Annotated in this window: 17 protein-coding genes; 11 read left to right on the forward strand and 6 right to left on the reverse strand. The window is 59.6% G+C overall.

What is annotated here, in order from left to right; genetic code table 11:
• Positions 1 to 3 precede the first annotated feature (3 nt).
• Positions 4 to 1,158: an ABC transporter ATP-binding protein gene (locus AC1RME_RS08180; RefSeq protein ID WP_096820072.1), complete on the forward strand. Its 1,155-nt coding sequence runs from the start codon at positions 4 to 6 to the stop codon at positions 1,156 to 1,158.
• Between the two features lie 63 nt (positions 1,159 to 1,221).
• Here AC1RME_RS08180 and map read toward each other — a convergent pair whose 3' ends face one another.
• Positions 1,222 to 2,013, reverse strand: a complete 792-nt coding sequence (gene map, locus AC1RME_RS08185; protein ID WP_096820073.1) for a type I methionyl aminopeptidase — start codon at positions 2,011 to 2,013, stop codon at positions 1,222 to 1,224.
• The gene (locus AC1RME_RS08190) at positions 2,010 to 2,270 is read right to left on the reverse strand and encodes a ParD-like family protein (protein WP_096820074.1); all 261 of its coding nucleotides are present in this window, start codon (positions 2,268 to 2,270) and stop codon (positions 2,010 to 2,012) included. Before AC1RME_RS08190 ends, map begins: the two co-directional genes overlap by 4 nt.
• A 297-nt stretch (positions 2,271 to 2,567) precedes the next feature.
• On the opposite strand from AC1RME_RS08190, the gene AC1RME_RS08195 reads away from it, so the two are divergent.
• The 5 genes from AC1RME_RS08195 to AC1RME_RS08215 all read left to right on the forward strand — a co-directional run bounded on the left by AC1RME_RS08195 (position 2,568) and on the right by AC1RME_RS08215 (position 8,484).
• Positions 2,568 to 3,503, forward strand: a complete 936-nt coding sequence (locus AC1RME_RS08195; RefSeq protein WP_096820075.1) for a Ppx/GppA family phosphatase — start codon at positions 2,568 to 2,570, stop codon at positions 3,501 to 3,503.
• 259 nt (positions 3,504 to 3,762) lie between these two features.
• A complete protein-coding gene (locus AC1RME_RS08200) occupies positions 3,763 to 5,139 on the forward strand; it encodes a pyridoxal-phosphate dependent enzyme (protein ID WP_096820076.1) in 1,377 nt (458 codons plus the stop codon).
• Complete coding sequence (locus AC1RME_RS08205; RefSeq protein WP_493090961.1) at positions 5,136 to 6,314, forward strand: cystathionine gamma-synthase; 1,179 nt, start codon at positions 5,136 to 5,138, stop codon at positions 6,312 to 6,314. Before AC1RME_RS08200 ends, AC1RME_RS08205 begins: the two co-directional genes overlap by 4 nt.
• Positions 6,315 to 6,862: 548 nt before the next feature.
• Entirely contained in the window at positions 6,863 to 7,474 is a 612-nt protein-coding gene (locus tag AC1RME_RS08210; protein WP_493090963.1) for a phage infection protein, read from the forward strand.
• Positions 7,475 to 7,683: 209 nt separating this feature from the next.
• On the forward strand, positions 7,684 to 8,484 hold the full coding sequence (locus AC1RME_RS08215) for a hypothetical protein (RefSeq protein ID WP_493090965.1): 801 nt from the start codon (positions 7,684 to 7,686) through the stop codon (positions 8,482 to 8,484).
• Positions 8,485 to 8,808: 324 nt separating this feature from the next.
• Here the strand turns inward: AC1RME_RS08215 and AC1RME_RS08220 are convergent, their stop codons facing one another.
• On the reverse strand, positions 8,809 to 9,807 hold the full coding sequence (locus AC1RME_RS08220) for a bile acid:sodium symporter family protein (RefSeq protein ID WP_493072370.1): 999 nt from the start codon (positions 9,805 to 9,807) through the stop codon (positions 8,809 to 8,811).
• 84 nt (positions 9,808 to 9,891) lie between these two features.
• Here AC1RME_RS08220 and AC1RME_RS08225 point away from each other — a divergent pair, with 84 nt between their 5' ends.
• Together AC1RME_RS08225 and AC1RME_RS08230 are read left to right on the forward strand one after the other, a co-directional pair.
• Positions 9,892 to 10,680: an AraC family transcriptional regulator gene (locus AC1RME_RS08225; RefSeq protein WP_493072368.1), complete on the forward strand. Its 789-nt coding sequence runs from the start codon at positions 9,892 to 9,894 to the stop codon at positions 10,678 to 10,680.
• Between the two features lie 138 nt (positions 10,681 to 10,818).
• Positions 10,819 to 12,531, forward strand: coding sequence for an amidase (locus AC1RME_RS08230; RefSeq protein WP_096820080.1), 1,713 nt, complete (start codon positions 10,819 to 10,821; stop codon positions 12,529 to 12,531).
• A gap of 38 nt (positions 12,532 to 12,569) precedes the next feature.
• Here the strand turns inward: AC1RME_RS08230 and AC1RME_RS08235 are convergent, their stop codons facing one another.
• Positions 12,570 to 13,553: a Dyp-type peroxidase gene (locus AC1RME_RS08235; RefSeq protein WP_493072366.1), complete on the reverse strand. Its 984-nt coding sequence runs from the start codon at positions 13,551 to 13,553 to the stop codon at positions 12,570 to 12,572.
• 159 nt (positions 13,554 to 13,712) lie between these two features.
• Here AC1RME_RS08235 and AC1RME_RS08240 point away from each other — a divergent pair, with 159 nt between their 5' ends.
• Positions 13,713 to 14,690, forward strand: coding sequence for a TerC family protein (locus tag AC1RME_RS08240; protein ID WP_096820081.1), 978 nt, complete (start codon positions 13,713 to 13,715; stop codon positions 14,688 to 14,690).
• A 42-nt stretch (positions 14,691 to 14,732) separates the two neighbouring features.
• Here the strand turns inward: AC1RME_RS08240 and AC1RME_RS08245 are convergent, their stop codons facing one another.
• Together AC1RME_RS08245 and AC1RME_RS08250 are read right to left on the reverse strand one after the other, a co-directional pair.
• Positions 14,733 to 15,833, reverse strand: coding sequence for a polyamine ABC transporter substrate-binding protein (locus AC1RME_RS08245; RefSeq protein WP_096820082.1), 1,101 nt, complete (start codon positions 15,831 to 15,833; stop codon positions 14,733 to 14,735).
• A gap of 252 nt (positions 15,834 to 16,085) precedes the next feature.
• Entirely contained in the window at positions 16,086 to 17,492 is a 1,407-nt protein-coding gene (locus AC1RME_RS08250) for a purine-cytosine permease family protein (protein ID WP_096820083.1), read from the reverse strand.
• Positions 17,493 to 17,817: 325 nt separating this feature from the next.
• Between AC1RME_RS08250 and AC1RME_RS08255 the strand changes: the two genes are divergently transcribed.
• The gene (locus tag AC1RME_RS08255; protein ID WP_096820084.1) at positions 17,818 to 18,303 is read left to right on the forward strand and encodes a flavin reductase family protein; all 486 of its coding nucleotides are present in this window, start codon (positions 17,818 to 17,820) and stop codon (positions 18,301 to 18,303) included.
• A gap of 67 nt (positions 18,304 to 18,370) precedes the next feature.
• Entirely contained in the window at positions 18,371 to 19,414 is a 1,044-nt protein-coding gene (locus AC1RME_RS08260) for an LLM class flavin-dependent oxidoreductase (RefSeq protein WP_457382219.1), read from the forward strand.
• The last annotated feature ends 46 nt before the right edge of the window (positions 19,415 to 19,460 follow it).

Consider the following 19,460-nt stretch of genomic DNA (forward strand, 5'->3'; position numbering starts at 1 on the left):
GACATGAGTGCCGTGATCAAAGACGCATCCCAGCAGAACGACAAACCCCTGGTCAGCCTGCGCAACCTGAACAAGCACTACGGCGATTTCGCCGCCGTGGACAACATCTCGCTGGACATCAAGGACGGCGAATTCCTGACCTTCCTCGGCTCCAGCGGCTCGGGCAAAAGCACCACGCTGTCGATGCTCGCCGGCTTCGAAACCCCGAGCAGCGGCGAGATCCTGGTCAACGGCCAGTCGCTGGTCAACGTGCCGCCGCACAAGCGCGACATCGGCATGGTGTTCCAGCGTTATTCGCTGTTCCCGCATCTGTCAGTGCGCGACAACATCGCGTTCCCGCTGGCGATCCGCAAACTCGCGGCTGCCGAACGCGACAAACGTGTCGATGCGATGCTGAAACTGGTGCAACTCGAACAGTTCGCCCATCGCCGCCCTTCACAATTGTCCGGCGGCCAGCAGCAACGGGTCGCCATCGCTCGCGCTCTGGTCTATGAGCCACGCATTCTGTTGATGGACGAACCTCTTGGTGCGCTGGACAAGAAACTGCGCGAAGACTTGCAGGATGAACTGCGCCAGTTGCACCGTCGTCTCGGCATCACCATCGTCTACGTGACCCACGACCAGGAAGAAGCCATGCGCCTGTCCCAGCGCATCGCGATTTTCAGTCACGGCAAGATTGTCGGGCTCGGCAGCGGTTATGACCTGTACCAGAATCCGCCGAATGCGTTTGTGGCGTCGTTCCTCGGCAACTCGAACTTCCTCAAGCTCAAGGCTCAGGGCAACGGGGTGGCAGGTTTTGAAGGGCAGTCGCTGTCGATTCGACTGACCGCTGGATTGCAGACCGGGCAGGATGTGCTGCTGATGGTGCGCCCGGAAAAGGCTTTGGCGTTGAGTGTGCAGCAGGCGGCGAGTGAGCCGTTGGTAGCTGGCTGGAATGAGGTGTCGGCGAAGGTGGTTGAAGTGCTGTTTCTGGGTGAGAGCCAGACGTGCAGTGTGGTCACGTCGGGTGGCACGTCCATGACCGTGAAAGCATTGTCGGCGGCAGGGATGCCGTTGAAGGCCGGGGATCCGGTGCAGGTGCGTTGGGCGACGGCGGATGCATGCGTCTACACCGAGTGGGCCGAAAGCGATCTGAACAAAGCCGCAGGCGCACACTGATTCAACAGATATTTGCGTGTCACTCGCTGGCCACCACAACGTCGGGTTGTGGTGGCCATTTTTTTAAACGATGGCCGTGTAGCCTTCGATCTGGTCCGGCCAAACCGTCAACACCTCAAACCCATCCTCCGTCACCGCCACCATGTGCTCCCACTGCGCCGACAATGACTGATCCTTGGTCACCACCGTCCAGCCATCCGCCAGGCTCTTCACATGGCGCTTGCCGGCATTGAGCATCGGCTCGATGGTGAAGATCATGCCCGCCTTCAGCTTCAGGCCCTGCTCCGGATAACCGTAATGCAGCACTTGCGGCTCATCGTGATAGACCTTGCCGATCCCGTGCCCGCAATACTCGCGCACCACGCTGAACCCTTCCTTTTCCGCCAGGCTTTGAATCGCATGGCCGATGTCGCCCAGCGTCGCGCCCGGCCGCACCATGCGGATGCCGGCGCACATGGCGTCGTAAGTGGTCTTGATCAGGTGCCGCGCCTTGGGTGTTGGTTCGCCGACCACGTACATGCGGCTGGTGTCGCCGAACCAGCCATCCTTGATGACGGCGATGTCGAGGTTGACGATATCGCCATCCTTCAGCACCCGACCCGATGGAATGCCATGGCAGACCACGTCGTTGACCGACGCGCAGACGGTTTTCGGGAAGCCGTGATAACCGACATTGGCCGGAATCGCTTTCTGCACGTTGACGATGTAGTCGTTGCACAAGCGGTCGAGCTGATCGGTGGTGACGCCAGCCTTGACGTGCGGCACCAGCATCGCCAGAACCTCGGCGGCCAGTTTGCCGGCCTCGCGCGACTGGGCGATTTCGGCCGGGGTGTTGATCTTGATCGGGTTTCTCATGCCTTGGCTGCCTCTTGAACCGGGACGTTCTGCGCGGCATCGGCCAGGGCACAGATTTGTTGCAGATCCAGACCACCCGCCTGCTCGGCGCGAATCAGCAACCGGCAGATGGCGTGGTGATCAAGGTCGGGATAGAGCTCGGCGAGCATGCCGATGCGCATCCAGTGCTCGGCCTGCGCGTTGATCGAGCGGCTGAGTGCGTTGCTGGAGATGCGCAGATTCTCGTGCATGTCCTCTGAAATCTTCACAATGCCCATGGCAATTTCCGATACGAAGTGTATATGGTTCGTATATTAATCGTACGCCGCCACGGATTGCAAACTTTGCTGGCCCAGTAAATCGCAGGCAAAAAAAAGCTGCCAAAGTTGGCAGCCAAAATCATGAAAAGCACGCGATGTATTGGGGGCAAGAATAGGCGGCCGATAATGACAGTGTCATGACAGCGATGAATTCATTGAACCGCCCCGCCCGCGTCATCAGGTTGTCATCGAACCCACGGCAGAATCCTCGCAAACCGTCCCGAGCCTCCCGACGGAAGATTTGCAAGGACTCCCATGAAAGAAGACACCTCGCTGTTTGCTGCCATCGACCTGGGCTCGAATGCGTTTCGCATGATGATTGGCCAGTCGGTACGCAGCAGAAAGGGCTTCATGATTCAGGAGGTCAAAACCTTGCGCGAGCCAGTGCGGCTGGCCGAAGGTTTCGACGGCCGGGCATTGGACGAAATGGCGCTGGATCGCGGTTGGCAGGCCTTGGCGCGGTTCGGCAAGAAGCTGCGCGGTTTCGAGCCCGGTCGTGTGCGAGCAGTCGCTACGAGCGCCGTGCGCGAGGCAGACAACGCGCAGTTGTTCCTGGCCAGCGCGGAACGGCACCTGGGGTTTCGCATCGATGTGATTTCCGGGCATGAAGAAGCGCGCCTGGTCTACGCCGGTGTGGCCCACACCCTGCCGGTCGCCGATGACATGCGACTGGTGGTCGACATTGGCGGCGGCTCCACCGAACTGATTCTCGGCCAGGGCTCGCAGCCGCTGCTGACCGAAAGCATTGCCATCGGCAGCGGCACCTTGAGCGCGCGCTACTTTCGCAATGGCGAGATTTCCGCCGGCGCCCTGCAAGAAGCCGAACGGGTGGCCATCCTGCAATTCGAAAAAGTCGCCCGGCGCTATCGCGCCCAAGGCTGGCAGCAGACGATCGGCTCTTCGGGCACCGCGCGGATGCTCGCCAAGGTGCTCAAGGCCAATCGCCTGAACGATTACGGCCAAAGCGGCATCACCTACGGCGGCCTGCTGCGGCTGTCGTTGCGCCTGCTGGAAGTCAGCAATGTTCAACAGCTGAAACTGGCCGGCCTGCAACCCCATCGCCAGAGCATTCTGCCCGGCGGCCTGGTGGTCATGCTGGCGGCATTCAAGGTGTTCGGGATCGCGCAAATGGTGCCGTCCGAACCGGGATTGCGACTGGGCGTTCTGCACGGCCTGATGAGCAATCACTGAACGATTTTCGCTGCAGGATTTTCATTGCAGAATCAAGCCATCCGTGACGCTGAAGACGCCCTTTGAATACTCAATGACGCCTCTGTGTAAACCTCTGTAAATCGCTCCCTTCCCCTCTCTGATTTCGTTCTATCGTTAGATCGAAATGGCTGAATTGCACGCTGACTAAAGGTTGCGACAGTTGATGTCTGCGCCTATGTTGCACGCGAGCTTTTCCCCCGCGAATGGAACGCGATCAACACCACAAAGAGGTGAAGAAATGTCAAAGGAATCACGCCCTGCCGTACTTGGGCTGATCGGCAATACTCCGCTGGTACAAGTCACCCGCTTCGATACCGGCCTGTGCACCCTGTTTCTCAAACTTGAATCCCAGAACCCCGGCGGATCGATCAAGGATCGTATCGGCCTGGCGATGATTGACGCCGCCGAACGCGACGGTCGCCTGCAACCCGGTGGCACGATCGTTGAAGCCACCGCCGGCAACACCGGCCTGGGCCTGGCACTGGTTGGCCGCGCCAAGGGCTACCGCGTCGTGCTGGTCGTGCCGGACAAGATGTCCACGGAGAAAGTCCTGCACCTCAAGGCCATGGGCGCCGAAGTGCACATCACCCGTTCCGATGTCGGCAAGGGTCACCCCGAGTACTACCAGGACGTCGCCGCCCGTCTGGCGAAAGACATTCCCGGCGCCTTCTTCGCCGACCAGTTCAACAACCCGGCCAACCCGCTGGCCCACGAATGCAGCACTGCACCGGAAATCTGGGCGCAGACCGAGCATGACCTGGACGCCATCGTGGTCGGCGTCGGCTCGGCCGGCACGCTGACCGGCCTGACCCGCTTCTTCAAGCGCGTGCAGCCGGATCTTGAAATGGTCCTGGCCGACCCGGTCGGTTCGGTGATGGCTGAATACAGCCGCAGCAAACATCTCGGCACCGCCGGTTCGTGGGCGGTGGAAGGCATCGGCGAAGACTTCATTCCGTCGATCACCGACCTGTCGAGCGTGCGTAGCGCCTACTCGATCAGCGACGAAGAAAGCTTCGATCACGCCCGCCAGTTGCTGAAAGCCGAAGGCATTCTCGGCGGTTCGTCCACCGGCACCCTGCTCGCCGCCGCGCTGCGTTACTGCCGTGAGCAGACCGTGCCGAAACGTGTGGTCAGCTTCGTCTGCGACACCGGTACTCGCTACCTGTCGAAGGTCTACAACGACCAATGGATGACCGATCAGGGCCTGTTGCAGCGCAAACGCTACGGCGATCTGCGCGACCTGATTGCCCGACGTTTCGAAGACGGCAAAGTCGTCAGCGTCGGCCCGGACGACACGCTGATGACCGCGTTCCAGCGCATGCGCCTGGCCGATGTCTCGCAGTTGCCGGTGCTGGTGGATGGCAAACAATTGGTCGGCGTGATCGACGAATCGGACATTCTGGTGCGCGTACACGAAGACGCCTCGCTCTTCAGCAAACCCGTCGCCCATGCGATGACAGACAAGTTGCAAACCCTCGCCCCCGGCGCCACGCTGGCTGAACTGGAAGCCGTGCTCAGCAGCGGCCTGGTGGCGATCATTGCCGACGCTTCCGGCTTCCACGGCCTGATCACCCGCGTCGACATGCTCAATCAGTTACGGAGATCCCTCGCATGAGTCAGCACGACAAGAACGCCCGCCCTCAGGGCTTCGCCACCCGCGTGATCCACGCAGGGCAAACGCCGGACCCAACCACCGGCGCGCTGATGCCGCCGATCTACGCCAACTCGACGTACCTGCAAGACAGCCCTGGCGTGCACAAGGGTTTCGACTACGGCCGCTCGCACAACCCGACGCGTTTTGCGCTGGAGCGTTGCGTGGCGGATCTGGAAGGCGGCACCCAGGCCTTCGCCTTCGCTTCCGGGCTGGCGACGATTTCCACCGTGCTCGAACTGATCGACGCCGGCTCGCACATCGTCTCCGGCAATGACCTGTACGGCGGCACGTTCCGCCTGTTCGACAAGGTGCGCCAGCGCAGTGCCGGGCATCGTTTCAGCTACGTTGACCTGGCCGACCTGTCGGCGTTCGAAGCGTCGCTGCAGGACGACACGCGCATGGTCATGGTGGAGACGCCAACCAACCCGCTGCTGAGCCTGTCCGACCTCGCCGCCATTGCGCGCATCTGCAAGGCCCGCGGCATCATCTGCGTGGCCGACAACACCTTCGCCAGCCCATGGATCCAGCGTCCGCTGGAACTGGGTTTCGACATCGTGCTGCACTCGACCACCAAATACCTGAACGGTCACTCCGACGTGATCGGCGGCATCGCGGTGGTGAGCGACAACCCAGCACTGGCCGAGCGCCTGGGCTTTCTGCAGAACGCCGTCGGTGCCATCTCCGGCCCGTTCGACGCGTTCCTCACCCTGCGCGGTGTGAAGACGCTGGCGCTGCGTATGGAGCGTCATTGCAGTAACGCGCTGGAGCTGGCGCGCTGGCTGGAACAACAGCCGCAGGTCAAACGCGTCTACTACCCGGGCCTGGAATCCCATCCCCAGCACGAACTGGCCAAGCGTCAGATGCGTGGTTTCGGCGGGATGATTTCCCTGGATCTGAACAGTGATCTGGCAGGCGCACGCCGCTTCCTGGAGAACGTGCAGATCTTCGCCCTGGCCGAAAGCCTCGGCGGTGTGGAAAGCCTGATCGAGCACCCGGCGATCATGACCCACGCGACCATCCCGGCCGAAACCCGTGCCAAGCTCGGCATCGGTGACAGCCTGGTGCGTCTGTCGGTGGGCGTCGAGGACATCGAAGACCTGCGGGCGGATCTGGCGCAGGCGCTGGCCAGTATCTAACTCGCAAAAACGTCAAAGCCCGCACGATGCGGGCTTTGGTGTTTGAGTAGGCGGCCAGTGCTGGTCTCTGGCTTACGAGGTTTATCAGGACTCTCACAGTACAGGCAATGTGCTCTGCTGCTTCACACGGCATAAGGGCTGGAACCCAGCGCGGGGTTCTTTCTAACCGTGTACCCTTCGGAACGCGCCCAACGCTTCCTCGCTATCCGCTTGCGCATCAGTCTGCGTCTTCGCCTACATTCTTGAGCCTAGCAAACACGCTGCTTTGCGCTACGCGGTTTTTAGATTGATTGTTTTCTAGCGCTGGCCTGCAAGGAAGGTAACCGACTATCGCCTTCGCGCCCCTTCCCCCCGCCATCCACCAAGCGCGAACTATACTTTTCAGTTCGCTGTCCGGATTTCATGTAAACCGTCGACACCTGTGCGCCCTGGGGTGCGCCCGTGCCAATCGCCAATCTGGTTAACCCCGGGCCAACGAGCCTTCCGTCGAGGATCCAATGACGGGCAATGCTCGGATGCTTTGTGGCTGATGGGTCGTGGAGAAAATCATGAAACACAAGCTTTGGTCAGGCGTCGTCCTGGCGGTCGCTGCATCGGTTGTGGTGATGCCCAGTGTCTGGGCTGCGCAGGCTCAGGCGCTGGCGTCTGATGGGGCGGATCATGTCAAGGCCGGGGCGGTTGCTTCGGATGGTTCGGATCATGTCGGCGCGGGTGCAGTAGCTTCAGATGGTTCGGATCACGTTGGCGCTGGGGCTGTGGCCTCCGACGGTTCCGATCACGTCGGTGCTGGCGCGGTGGCTTCTGACGGTTCCGATCACGTTGGCGCTGGCGCGGTGGCTTCTGACGGTTCCGACCATGTCGGTGCCGGCGCTGTAGCCTCTGACGGCTCCGACCATGTCGGTGCTGGCGCGGTGGCTTCTGACGGTTCCGATCACGTTGGCGCTGGCGCGGTGGCTTCTGACGGTTCCGACCATGTCGGTGCCGGCGCTGTAGCCTCTGACGGCTCCGACCACGTCCGCGCGGGCGCCCTCGCCTCCGATGGCGGCGATAAAGTGGGGGCCAGTCGATTCGCGTCCACTCGCGTTGGCGTAGGCTCTGACCAGGTCGCTTCCGCCCTCATGAACGGCAGTTATTCAGATCAGTTCAACAGTCCTCAATGACCGCTATCGGCGCAACCAGCCAACCACTGGTTGCGCCGCACTAGCACATCACTCTGCTTACGCTCGCAACACTCTTTCAAGACCTCTTCGATAGTGCCGCGGTGCCCAAAAGTGCGTCGCCAACTCTTTTTGATGTAATTGACTCCACAACTTGTATAAAATCCCGCCTCTCAATTACCTCATCTTAAATAAGCCTACCAGAGAGAATCATGGAACAACTAACATTGGACGAAACGGACTACACCACCATCCTCGCTGGCCACTTAAACAGCTATACAAAAAGCAAGACAGATCACAACTTCCCAGCGCCTTCAACACCACACTCGAAACGACAATCATATAAGAACCTGGATAAATCAAGCTGCTTCGACCTCATTCAAAGAATATCTGAATCATCGCTTCTGATCCTCGAAGTTAAAGTAACTCACAACGGAATAAAACTGCACAGCTTCAATGAACAACAAAGAATCATAGACTGCGCACTGAGAGACATCGGCATACCGCTAGAGTACTGCTACAACAATAAAGATGACTATCACGAAGTCAACGACGCCGAATATACACTCCTTAAAACAATGACTTCGCATCCTTTGCTGGTGTGTGACGAAAAAGGAAAAATCACAAAGCAGGAGCAACATATCGACTTGAAAAAGCTTGTCGACAAATTAATCAGCTCAGACAACTCAAACGCGGGCACGATAGGAGCCTTATTTAGCAACGGTCTCATTTTGCGAATGAGAGATCTGAACATCAAGGCACTTTTCTTTTCCGCACATGCGGGAGATTTGACACTTTACAGTGAAGAAGACATTTACGACATTTACGAGTGCTACTCAAAAAATGTTTCGCTTGGCAAAGGAATAGACTTGGAAAAAGCAACCCGCGCTGAACTCACCAACGAATTCAAGTCCTGCGCCGAAAAACTAAAAAATACCTTGGCCGCCTGGGAAGCAAAAAAGAAGCGTGACAACAATCCAGAAACCCCTGACTCTTTCGAATTCAGTTTCTGAAAAAACACACAGAACGCACCCGCCACTAGAAGCATCATTCCAGTGGCAGGGGCGTTCTGGATAAAGGCGCGAATCAGCCCTCCAAAACCAATCACATCCTTTGGTACCTCTAGAGTCGCGATCGCCCATTGGCCGTAGCCCTTCTGCTCCCAGTGGAGCAGCCATTTTTCCAGCATCGTTTGTGTCTGCCCGATTTCGCGCAAAGGCCGGCGGGGTTGAACTGGTTTGTCTGCGGATCGCCATAGATGGCGTACAGACTTTGCAGATCATCGGATCGGGGGGGCCTGAGTATCAGGTGGTCGGTTTCTCGTGGAGGGACGCCAATCATGGATCGACCTGCGCCATCAGCTCCTGCACCGACTCCTGCCGCTTAGCATAACGCTGCGCCAACACCGCACAGACCATCAATTGAATCTGGTGAAACAGCATCAGCGGCAGGATCAACACACCAATGGTGCTGCCGGCGAACAACACCTGCGCCATCGGCACCCCAGTGGCCAGGCTCTTCTTCGAACCACAGAACAGGATGGTGATGCGGTCTTCCAGGTTGAACCCGAACAGTTTGCCCAGCACCGTCGACGCCAGCAGTACCAGCCCCAGCAGAATGCAGCAGGCCACCACCAGACCGAACAGATCGATCACCGGAATCTGATGCCAGATGCCTTCGTTCACCGCCTCGCTGAACGCGCCGTAGACCACCAGCAGAATCGAACCCTGATCGACGAATTTCAGCCAGTTCTTGTTGCGACCGACCCAGGCGCCGATCCAGCGGCGGGCGATCTGACCGGCGATGAACGGCAGCAGCAGTTGCACACTGATTTTCAGGATCGCGTCGACGGTCGAACCGCCGTCACCATGCACATTCAGCAACAGCGTCACCAGCAACGGCGTAAGAAAGATCCCGAACAGGCTGGACGCCGCCGCACTGCAGATCGCCGCCGGAATATTCCCCCGGGCCAGCGACGTGAAGGCAATCGCCGACTGCACCGTGGCCGGCAGAGCGCAGAGGTAGAGCATGCCCATGTACAGGTTGTCGCCCACCAGCGGCGACAGCAGCGGTTTGAGCGCCAGCCCCAACAGCGGAAACAGGACAAAGGTCAGACCGAACACCAACAGATGCAGGCGCCAGTGGCCGGCGCCGGCAATGATCGATTCGCGCGAAAGCTTGGCGCCGTGCAGGAAAAACAGCAGCGCAATCGCGATGTTGGTCAGCCAGCCGAAGCCGACCGCGACCTGACCACTGGCGGGCAGGAAGCTGGCGAGCAGCACCACGCCGATCAGGGTCAGGGTGAAGTTGTCGGGCAAGAATCGTGGGCGCGTCATGGTTTGCTCATCCGGGGGTTGCCAGTACGTGGAAGCGACTCTAACGTGACTGGAAATTACCGACTAACGCCGAAGAGCCTCAAGATGCCGCCAAAAGGACACGACAAGAGCGTCAGACGCAGCATTCCCGGGCTACAGAGCCTTCCGCGCCCGTTGTACGGGCGCACCGAATCGCTGCCCAATCGTGCCCTGACCCGCCGCCACAGTCATCCGTGGGTGCAGTTGTCTTACGCGATTCAGGGTGTGCTCGAAGTACAGACTGCCGCCGGCCGTTTCGTTGCGCCGCCGGAACGCGCTGTGTGGATTCCGGCGGGTGTGCCGCATCGGGTATTCAGTTCGCCGCACACGGAAATGCGCAGTCTGTACATCGATTGCAGCGTGGCGAGCTGGGCGCTGGAGCGTTGTCATGTGCTCGGCGTCAGTGATCTCTTGCGCGAGCTGATTCGGGCCTTCAGTCAGATTCCTGTCGAGTATGACCAGAGCGGCCCTCACGGACGTTTGGCGCAGGTGATCCTCGATCAACTGGCCGAAGCCCCGCAAATCGACCTGATGCTGCCACTGCCCCAGGACCTTCGTTTGCGACAGATCTATCAAAGTCTCGAGCAACATCCGGAACAGCAGACCACACTCAGTCACTGGAGCGAAAAGTTCGGCGTGACCGAGAAAACCCTGAGCCGGCTGTTCCTGCGCGATACCGGCCTGACTTTTCGCGCCTGGCGCCAGCGCTTGCGTCTGCTGGGCGCGCTGACGCCGCTGGAACGTGGCGAACGCGTCACGGAAGTGGCTCTAGCTTGCGGTTATGATTCGACGTCGGCCTTCATCGCAGCCTTTCGCCAACAGTTTGGCGAAACGCCCGGAGAATTTTTTCGATGATTTTTGTCGATATTTATCGAATTAAGACATGCCATTCGGCTAACTTCAGGGTAGAGTTTCGCCCATCAAGAATCTTTGACATCTTTCAACGATAACAATGATCAACAACCCTTTAGCGAACCTGTCGGCGGTAACAGCATGATCGAAGTCACTGAAGTCTCCATTGCCCAACTGCGCGCGGCGCTCGAATCCGGTCAGACCACCGCAGTTGAACTGGTGCAGGCGTATCTGGCGCGCATCGACGCCTTTGACGGCCCGGACACCGCCACTGCCTTGAATGCAGTGATTGTGCGTAACCCCGAGGCCTTGAAAGAGGCGCAGGCCTCCGATGCCCGTCGTGCCAAAGGCGAAACCCTTGGTCCGCTGGACGGCATCCCCTACACCGCCAAGGACAGCTATCTGGTCAAAGGCCTGACCGCTGCGTCCGGCAGCCCGGCGTTCGCCGATCTGGTGGCCCTGCGCGATGCGTTCACCATCGAGCGCCTGCGTGCGGGCGGCGCGATCTGCCTGGGCAAGACCAACATGCCGCCGATGGCCAATGGCGGGATGCAACGCGGCGTCTATGGACGCGCTGAAAGCCCTTATAACGCCGCTTATCTGACCGCGCCGTTTGCTTCCGGCTCGTCAAACGGTGCCGGCACCGCCACCGCTGCAAGCTTCTCGGCATTCGGCCTGGCCGAAGAAACCTGGTCGAGCGGTCGCGGACCTGCTTCGAACAATGGCCTGTGCGCCTACACGCCGTCGCGCGGGGTGATCTCGGTGCGCGGCAACTGGCCGCTGACGCCGACCATGGACGTGGTGGTGCCGTACGCCCGCACCATGGCCGATCTGCTGGAAGTCCTCGACGTAGTTGTCGCCGAAGACACCGACACCCGCGGCGACCTGTGGCGTCTGCAACCCTGGGTGCCGATCCCGAGCGTCGCCTCGGTGCGCCCGGCTTCCTATCTGGAATTGGCAGTGAAAAGTGATGCGCTGGCCGGCAAACGCTTGGGCGTGCCGCGCATGTACATCAACGCCGACCCCGAAGCCGGCACCAGCGAAGCACCGGGCATCGGCGGGCCGACCGGGCAACGCATCAACACCCGCGCCTCGGTGATCGATCTGTGGAAACAGGCACGCCAGGCCCTCGAAGCGGCCGGCGCCGAAGTGATCGAAGTGGATTTCCCGCTGGTCTCCAACTGCGAAGGCGATCGTCCGGGCGCGCCAACCGTGTTCAATCGCGGCATCGTCTCCAAAGAGTTCATGCACCACGAACTGTGGGACCTGTCGGCCTGGGCGTTCGATGATTTCCTGCGCGCCAACGGTGATCCGAAACTCAACCGACTGGCGGACGTCGACGGGCCGAAAATCTTCCCGCACGACCCGGGTACCCTGCCCAACCGTGAAGGCGACCTCGCCGCCGGGATGGACGAATACGTGCGCATGGCCGAGCGCGGCATCACGCCGTGGGATCAGATTCCAACCCTGCCGGACGGCCTGTGCGGTCTGGAGAAGACCCGCAAGCTCGACCTCGAAGACTGGATGGATCGCCTCGGCCTAGACGCGGTGCTGTTCCCGACCAACGCTGACGTGGGCCCGGCCGACGCCGACGTCAACCCGGCCTCGGCGGATATCGCCTGGAGCAACGGCATCTGGGTCGCCAACGGCAACCTCGCAATCCGTCACCTCGGCGTACCGACCGTCACCGTGCCGATGGGCGTGATGGCTGACATTGGCATGCCGGTGGGGCTGACCTTCGCTGGTCGCGCCTATGACGATTCGACTCTGCTGCGCTTGGCAGCGGCGTTCGAGGCGACCGGTTCGAAACGCTTGGTGCCGCCACGTACGCCGGCCCTGGCGGCAGGCAAGTAAATGCAAAACGGCGGGATCATTTGATCCCGCCGTTTTTTTTAACGCTCTGCCAGTTCTTCCAGCAAATCCGCCGAAGGCACAAAGAACAGACTGCCCGTGACCGCCGTGCTGAAGTCCAGCAACCGGTCGTAATTGCCGGGTGGCTTGCCGACAAACATGTTCTCCAGCATCTGCTCCAGCGGTTCCGGCGAACGCGCATAACCAATGAAATAAGTGCCGAACTCACCTGCGCCGGGCCGGCCGAACGGCATGTTGTCACGCAGGATCTTCACTTCCTCGCCGTCCTTGGTGATGGTCGTCAAAGCGCTGTGGGAGTTGCTCGGCTTGACCGAATCATCCAGCTCGATATCGGACAGTTTGGTTCGCCCGATCACCCGTTCCTGCGCCTCGACCGGCAATTCGTTCCATGCCTTCATGTTGTGCAGATACTTCTGCACCAGCACATAACTGCCGCCGCTGAACGCCTGATCTTCATCGCCTACGAGGGTGAAATGCTCGGCCTTGCGCCCGACCGGATTTTCCGTGCCGTCGACAAATCCGATGATGCTGCGCATGTCGAAATAGCGGAATCCCTGTACCTCGTCGGTGACCGTCACGGCACCGTCCAGCGCCGACATCAGCTGCGTCGCCAGTTCAAAACACAGGTCCATCTGATCGGCGCGAATATGCAGCAGCAAGTCGCCAGGCGTGGAGACGGCGCGCCGCCCTTCTACACCGAATTCGCGAAAGTCATGCAAGGACGCCGGTCGTGGGCTGCCGAACAGGCGATCCCAGGCGCTGGAAGAAAAACCACAGACGCAGGACAGGCTTCCCGAGGGAACGCGCTTGCCGACCGAGCGCGTCAAACCCGCGATATCGGCGCACCAGCCGCGGACTTTTTCGGCCGCCTCGGCTTCGGCGTTGAGGGTCGCCACGATGAATATCGCAGCGCTGGTGATCGGGCTGCAGACGGCTTGAGGATCTGGCGTGTCGATGATCGTCGCTCCTGGCGTGATGGACTGGCTCGACAGCGAGGTTAGCAAAGAAGTGTTGAATGAAGTATTACCCGTGCGCTGCCCGTGTCGTCCGACACTTCGCTTTTAACGAACAATGCCCACGAAATAAACGATTTTTCTTCGTCGGAATTCTCCTACTAGCATGGCCCCGTCTACCCCGAAAAACACAAAGACAGGGAGAACGACATGCACCCCATCAATATCGGCGAACCCTGGATGTGGGTCGCCTTTATCGTTTTTGTCCTCGCCATGCTGGCTGTTGACCTGTTTGTCTTCGGCGGGCGCAAGGCGCATCGGGTCTCGGTGCGCGAAGCCTCATCCTGGGTAATTGCCTGGTGCATGCTGGCGCTGGCCTTCGCCGGATTGCTCTGGTGGTATCTGAACGGCGAGTTCGGGCCCGAAATCGCCCAGCGCAAGACCCTGGAATTCCTCACCGGCTATCTGATCGAGCAGTCGCTGTCGATCGATAACATGTTTGTCTTCGTGATGATCTTCGGCTACTTCGCCGTGCCGCCGGAGTTGCAGCGGCGGGTGCTGTTGTACGGCGTGCTCGGCGCGATCGTGATGCGGGCGGCGATGATCTTTGCCGGGGTGTGGCTGGTCTCTCAGTTCACGTGGCTGCTGTATGTGTTCGGCGTGTTCCTGATCATCACCGGGATCAAGATGCTGGTGTTTGCCGAGCAGCAACCGGACCTCGATAACAATCCGCTTCTGCGCTGGGTACGCGGGCATCTGCGGATCACCAATGGCTTTCACGGCGAACGTTTTTTCGTGTTGCAGAACGGCGTGCGCTGGGCCACACCGATGTTTCTGGTGCTGGTGCTGATCGAGGCCAGCGACTTGATGTTCGCGGTCGACAGCATCCCGGCGATTTTCGCGGTGACGACCGATCCGTTCATCATTTTCACGTCGAACATCTTCGCGATCATGGGCCTGCGGGCGCTGTATTTTCTGCTGGCGGACATGGCGGACCGCTTTCATCTGCTCAAATACGGACTGGCACTGGTGCTGGTGTTCATCGGCGGGAAGATGACGGCGATGCCGTGGTTTCACATGCCGGTGGAGTGGTCGCTGGCGATTGTCGGCGGACTGATTCTGGCGTCGGTGTTGCTCAGTCTGGTCCTGACGAAGGGCAAGCCGCCCGAGGAAAGTCGGGCAAAATAAAAGCCGAGGGAGCGAACAGGATTCGCTCCCTCGGCTTTGAATTCACTTATCGGACTTGATGCTGGTCCAGACCCGCGTCCGCACCCGCTCCAGCTTCTGCGGCAATGGCTGCACCACGTACAACGTCTTGAGCGCTTCGCTGGTCGGCGTCAGGTTCGGGTTGCCGGTGATTTCCTTGTTGATCAGCGGCAGCGAATCCTTGTTGGCATTCGGATAGCCGAGGAAGTCACTGATCGAGGCGATGACTTTCGGTTCAAGCAAAGTGTTGAGGAACTCGTGGGCCTCTTCAACGTTTTTGGCGCTCTTCGGAATGGCGAAGGTGTCGAACCAGATCGGCGCGCCTTCCTTCGGCAAGCGCCAGTCGACCACCACGCCGTTACCCGCCTCTTTGGCACGGTTGCCGAACTGGTAGAAGCTGCCGGAGTAACCGATGGCCACGCAGATGTCGCCGTTGGCGATGTCGGTCATGTACTTGGCCGAGTTGAAGTAGGTGACGTAAGGGCGAACCTTGAGCATCAGGTCCTTGGCTTTCTCATAGTCGGCCGGGTTCTGGCTGTTCGGGTCCAGGCCCAGGTAATGCAGGGCCAGCGGCAGGATTTCCGACGGCGAATCAAGCATCGCCACGCCGCAGGATTTCAGTTTTTCCATGTTCTCGGGCTTGAACACCAGGTCCCAACTGTCCACGGGCGCATTCTCGCCAAGTGCAGCCTTGACCTTGGCCGGGTTGAAACCGATTAGCACCGTGCCGACCATGTACGGCACGCCGTACTGATTGCCGGGGTCGTTGGAGTCGAGCAACTTGAGCAGCGCCGGGTCCTGGTGACTCCAGTTCGGCAGCTTGGACTTGTCGAGTTTCTGGAACACGCCGGCCTTGATCTGGGTATCGAGGAACTGGTTCGACGGCACTACCAGGTCGTAACCGGAGTTGCCGGTCAGCAACTTGGCTTCGAGGGATTCGTTGGTGTCGAAGGTGTCCCAGGTCACTTTGATGTTGCTTTTGGCGGCGAAATCCTTGGGCACCGCTGGCAGAATGTAATCCGCCCAGTTGTACACCCGCAGTTCGCGCTGTTCGGCTTGCACGGCGCTTGCCAGCAGCGTCAGCCCGCACACAGTGGCGCCCAGAATGCGTTTCATCGTGACCATATTGTGTTTCCCCGAATGCAGCGTGAGTCGATGGTTTTTATGTTCTGTACACGGCAGCGGCTGTCAGATCAGCCAAGGGCAAGGAAGGTGCAGCGTTTAGTTATGGCTTCGATTCTTGCCGACAGCGTAGTCGGAGCACAGTGGCCGGTTGGCCAAAAGGGGATCGATATGGCCAATTTGCGTGACCGCCAGAATACTGAAACGACAATGCCCGGCGATTGGCCGGGCATTGTTTGAGTAGCGTTCACAGGATCAGTCGGTAAAGCCCAACCGCGTCGCCCTGCTCTCCTGCGCCTGTCCACGCGTCGCCAGACAGTAATACAACGGGCAGGTCACGATCAGGCCGACCAACCATGACAGGTCTGCGCCGTCCACCAGATTGGCGTAAGGGCCGACATAAAGTGAGGTATTGGCAAACGGCAACTGCACGATGATGCCGATGAAATAGGCAATGATCGCGTGCAGATTGAAGCGCCCGTAGATACCGCCATCGGCGCGGAAGATCGAGGCGATGTCATAGCTGCCGCGCTTGATCAGATAGAAATCGATCAAGTTGATCGACGCCCACGGCACCAGCACCAGCAGCAACGCCAGAATCAGCCCGATGAACTCGGAAATGAAATCCGCCGACGCGCCCAACGCCACCACGCAGCAGCCCGCCAGCACCACGCTCGACAACATCACTCTCACTTTGATACTCGGCGTCCATTGGCTGGCAAAGGTCTGGATCGAGGTGATGATCGACAACACCGCGCCGTACAGATTCAGCGCGTTGTGGCTGATGATGTTGAGCAGGAACAGCACCATCAGAATCGGCCCCAGCCAACCCGTGGACTGCTTGACCGCCGCCATCGCTTCGGTGCCTTCCGGCGTCGCCAACACTGCCACCGCGCCGAATGTGAACGACAGAATCGTGCCCAGCGTGGCGCCCAGATAAGTTGCGATAAATGGCTTGGCGATGCCGATGTCCGCCGGCAGGTAACGCGAATAGTCAGAAACGTACGGCGAGAAGCTGATCTGCCAGATGATCCCCAGAGACACCGTCGCCAGCCACCCGGACAGGTTGAAGCTGCCGCGGGTGAAGAAGTCTGCCGGCAAGTCATGGGCAAAGATGTAGATGAATCCGGCCAGCAGCGCGCTGCCCATCACCCAGGTGCCGATGCGATTGAGCGTATGGATGAAGTTGTAGCCGATCACGCCGATCGCCGTGGCGCTGAGGGCGCCGATCAGGATGCTCAACGGCGCCGGCACCGACGGCGCAATGCCGACGATGGACTTACCGGCCAGCACGATGTTGGAAATGAAAAAACCGATGTAGATGATCGCCGCGAAGAACACGATCAGCAGTGCACCGTAACGCCCGAACTGACCACGACTCTGCACCATCTGCGGAATGCCCATGCGAGGGCCTTGCGCCGAAGCAAGGGCGATCACCACCCCGCCAATCATGTGCCCCGACACAATCGCCAGCAGCCCCCAGAACAGGTCGAGATGAAACACCTGAACCACCATGGCGCCGGTGACGATGGGCAGTGGTGCAATGTTGGTGCTGAACCAAAGAGTAAAAAGGTCGCGGGCCTTCCCGTGGCGTTCCGCGAGTGGAACGTAGTCGACCGTGTGATTCTCGATCAACGGATCTTGCCGGGACATCTGGGACATATACATGAACTCGATTGGGTCTGTTCTTATCGTTGTATGAAGCCAAACCGGGGGCGCTTCATGGCCGCCCCTCTGATGCAGACCATATTATGGTATTCCAACATTTTCACAAGACTGATCCGCTGTTTGCGACAGCATCTGATCCGGCATCCTCCCTGATCGCCAGGCTTTACAGCTAGACAAAAGCCCCGTAAATGCTGACTTTCCGACGGATGAACCACGTTTATCGTTTCACCAAAAAAGCACTTGCAATCGATGTATTACGGTATACCATCAGACCCACAAACACATAAAAACACGCTTCACCGCACTCGAGGATTGACCAATGATCGATGCTGCCGTCTACAAACAAGTCATGGGCTCGTTCCCGTCCGGCGTCACCGTCATCACCACGCTTGATGACGACGGCCAGATCGTCGGCCTGACCGCCAGCGCCTTCAGCTCGCTGTCGATGGACCCGGCCCTGGTGCTGTTCTGCCCCAACTACAGCTCCGATTCCTACCCCGTCCTGATCAAGAACAAACGCTTTGCCATTCACGTCCTGTCTGGCGGCCAGCAGAGCGAAGCCTACGCGTTCGCCCGCAAAGGCAAGGACAAGGCGCAGGGCATCGAGTGGACGCTGAGCGAACTGGGCAACCCGATTCTGGCCAACGCGACAGCTATCATCGAATGTGAGTTGTGGCGCGAATACGAAGGCGGCGATCACGCGATCATGGTCGGCGCGGTGAAAAACCTCATCGCCCCCCAGCAGGACGCCGGCCCGTTGGTGTATTGCCACGGCAAGATGGGCGCTCTGCCCGCCTTTGCCTGACCCGCACGATTGCACTTAAACAGGCCTGCAAGCGACCGGCCGACCACAAGAGATTCGAGGTAGCGTCATGAAATTTTCCCTGTTCGTACACATGGAGCGCTGGGACGAAAGCGTCAGCCACCGTCAACTGTTCGAAGACCTGACCGAACTGACGTTGATGGCCGAGGCCGGCGGTTTCAGCACCGTGTGGATCGGCGAACACCACGCCATGGAATACACCATCTCGCCGAGCCCGATGCCGCTGCTGGCCTACCTCGCTGCCAAAACCACCACGATTCACCTGGGCGCCGGCACCATCATCGCGCCGTTCTGGCACCCGCTGCGGGTCGCCGGGGAATGCGCGTTGCTCGACGTGATCAGCAACGGCCGGATGGAAGTCGGCCTGGCCCGTGGTGCTTATCAGGTGGAGTTCGATCGTATGGCCGGCGGCATGCCTGCTTCCAGTGGCGGCCAGGCTCTACGGGAAATGGTCCCGGTGGTCCGTGCCCTGTGGCAAGGCGACTACGCCCACGACGGCGACATCTGGAAATTCCCCACCTCCACCAGCGTGCCGAAACCGATCCAGAAGCCCAACCCGCCGATGTGGATCGCCGCCCGCGACCCGGACTCGCACAACTTCGCTGTGGCCAACGGTTGTAACGTGATGGTCACGCCATTGATGAAGGGCGATGAAGAAGTCCTCGACCTGAAAAACAAATTCCAGACGGCGCTGGACAACAACCCTGATGTGCCGCGTCCGCAATTGATGGTGCTGCGTCACACCCACGTGCACTCAGTGGATGACCCGGAAGGCTGGAAAGTTGGCGCGAAGGCTATTTCACGTTTCTACCGCACCTTCGATGCGTGGTTCGGCAACAAGGAAGTGCCGGTCAACGGATTCCTCGCCCCGAGCCCGGAAGAGAAGTTCGCCGGACGGCCAGAGTTTGAACTGGAGAGCCTGCACAAGACGGCGATGATCGGCACGCCTGAGGAAATCATTCCGCGAATCAAGTACTACCAGGAACTGGGGGTGGATGAGTTCAGCTTCTGGTGTGATAACAGCTTGCCGCACGCGGAGAAGAAAAAGTCGCTGGAGCTGTTTATCAAGCATGTGGTGCCGGCGTTTCGTTAACGACTGTGCTGATTGTATCTGCCCAATAAAAACGCCCTGATAATCC

The organism is Pseudomonas sp. GW822-FHT03F08 (assembly GCF_058801265.1).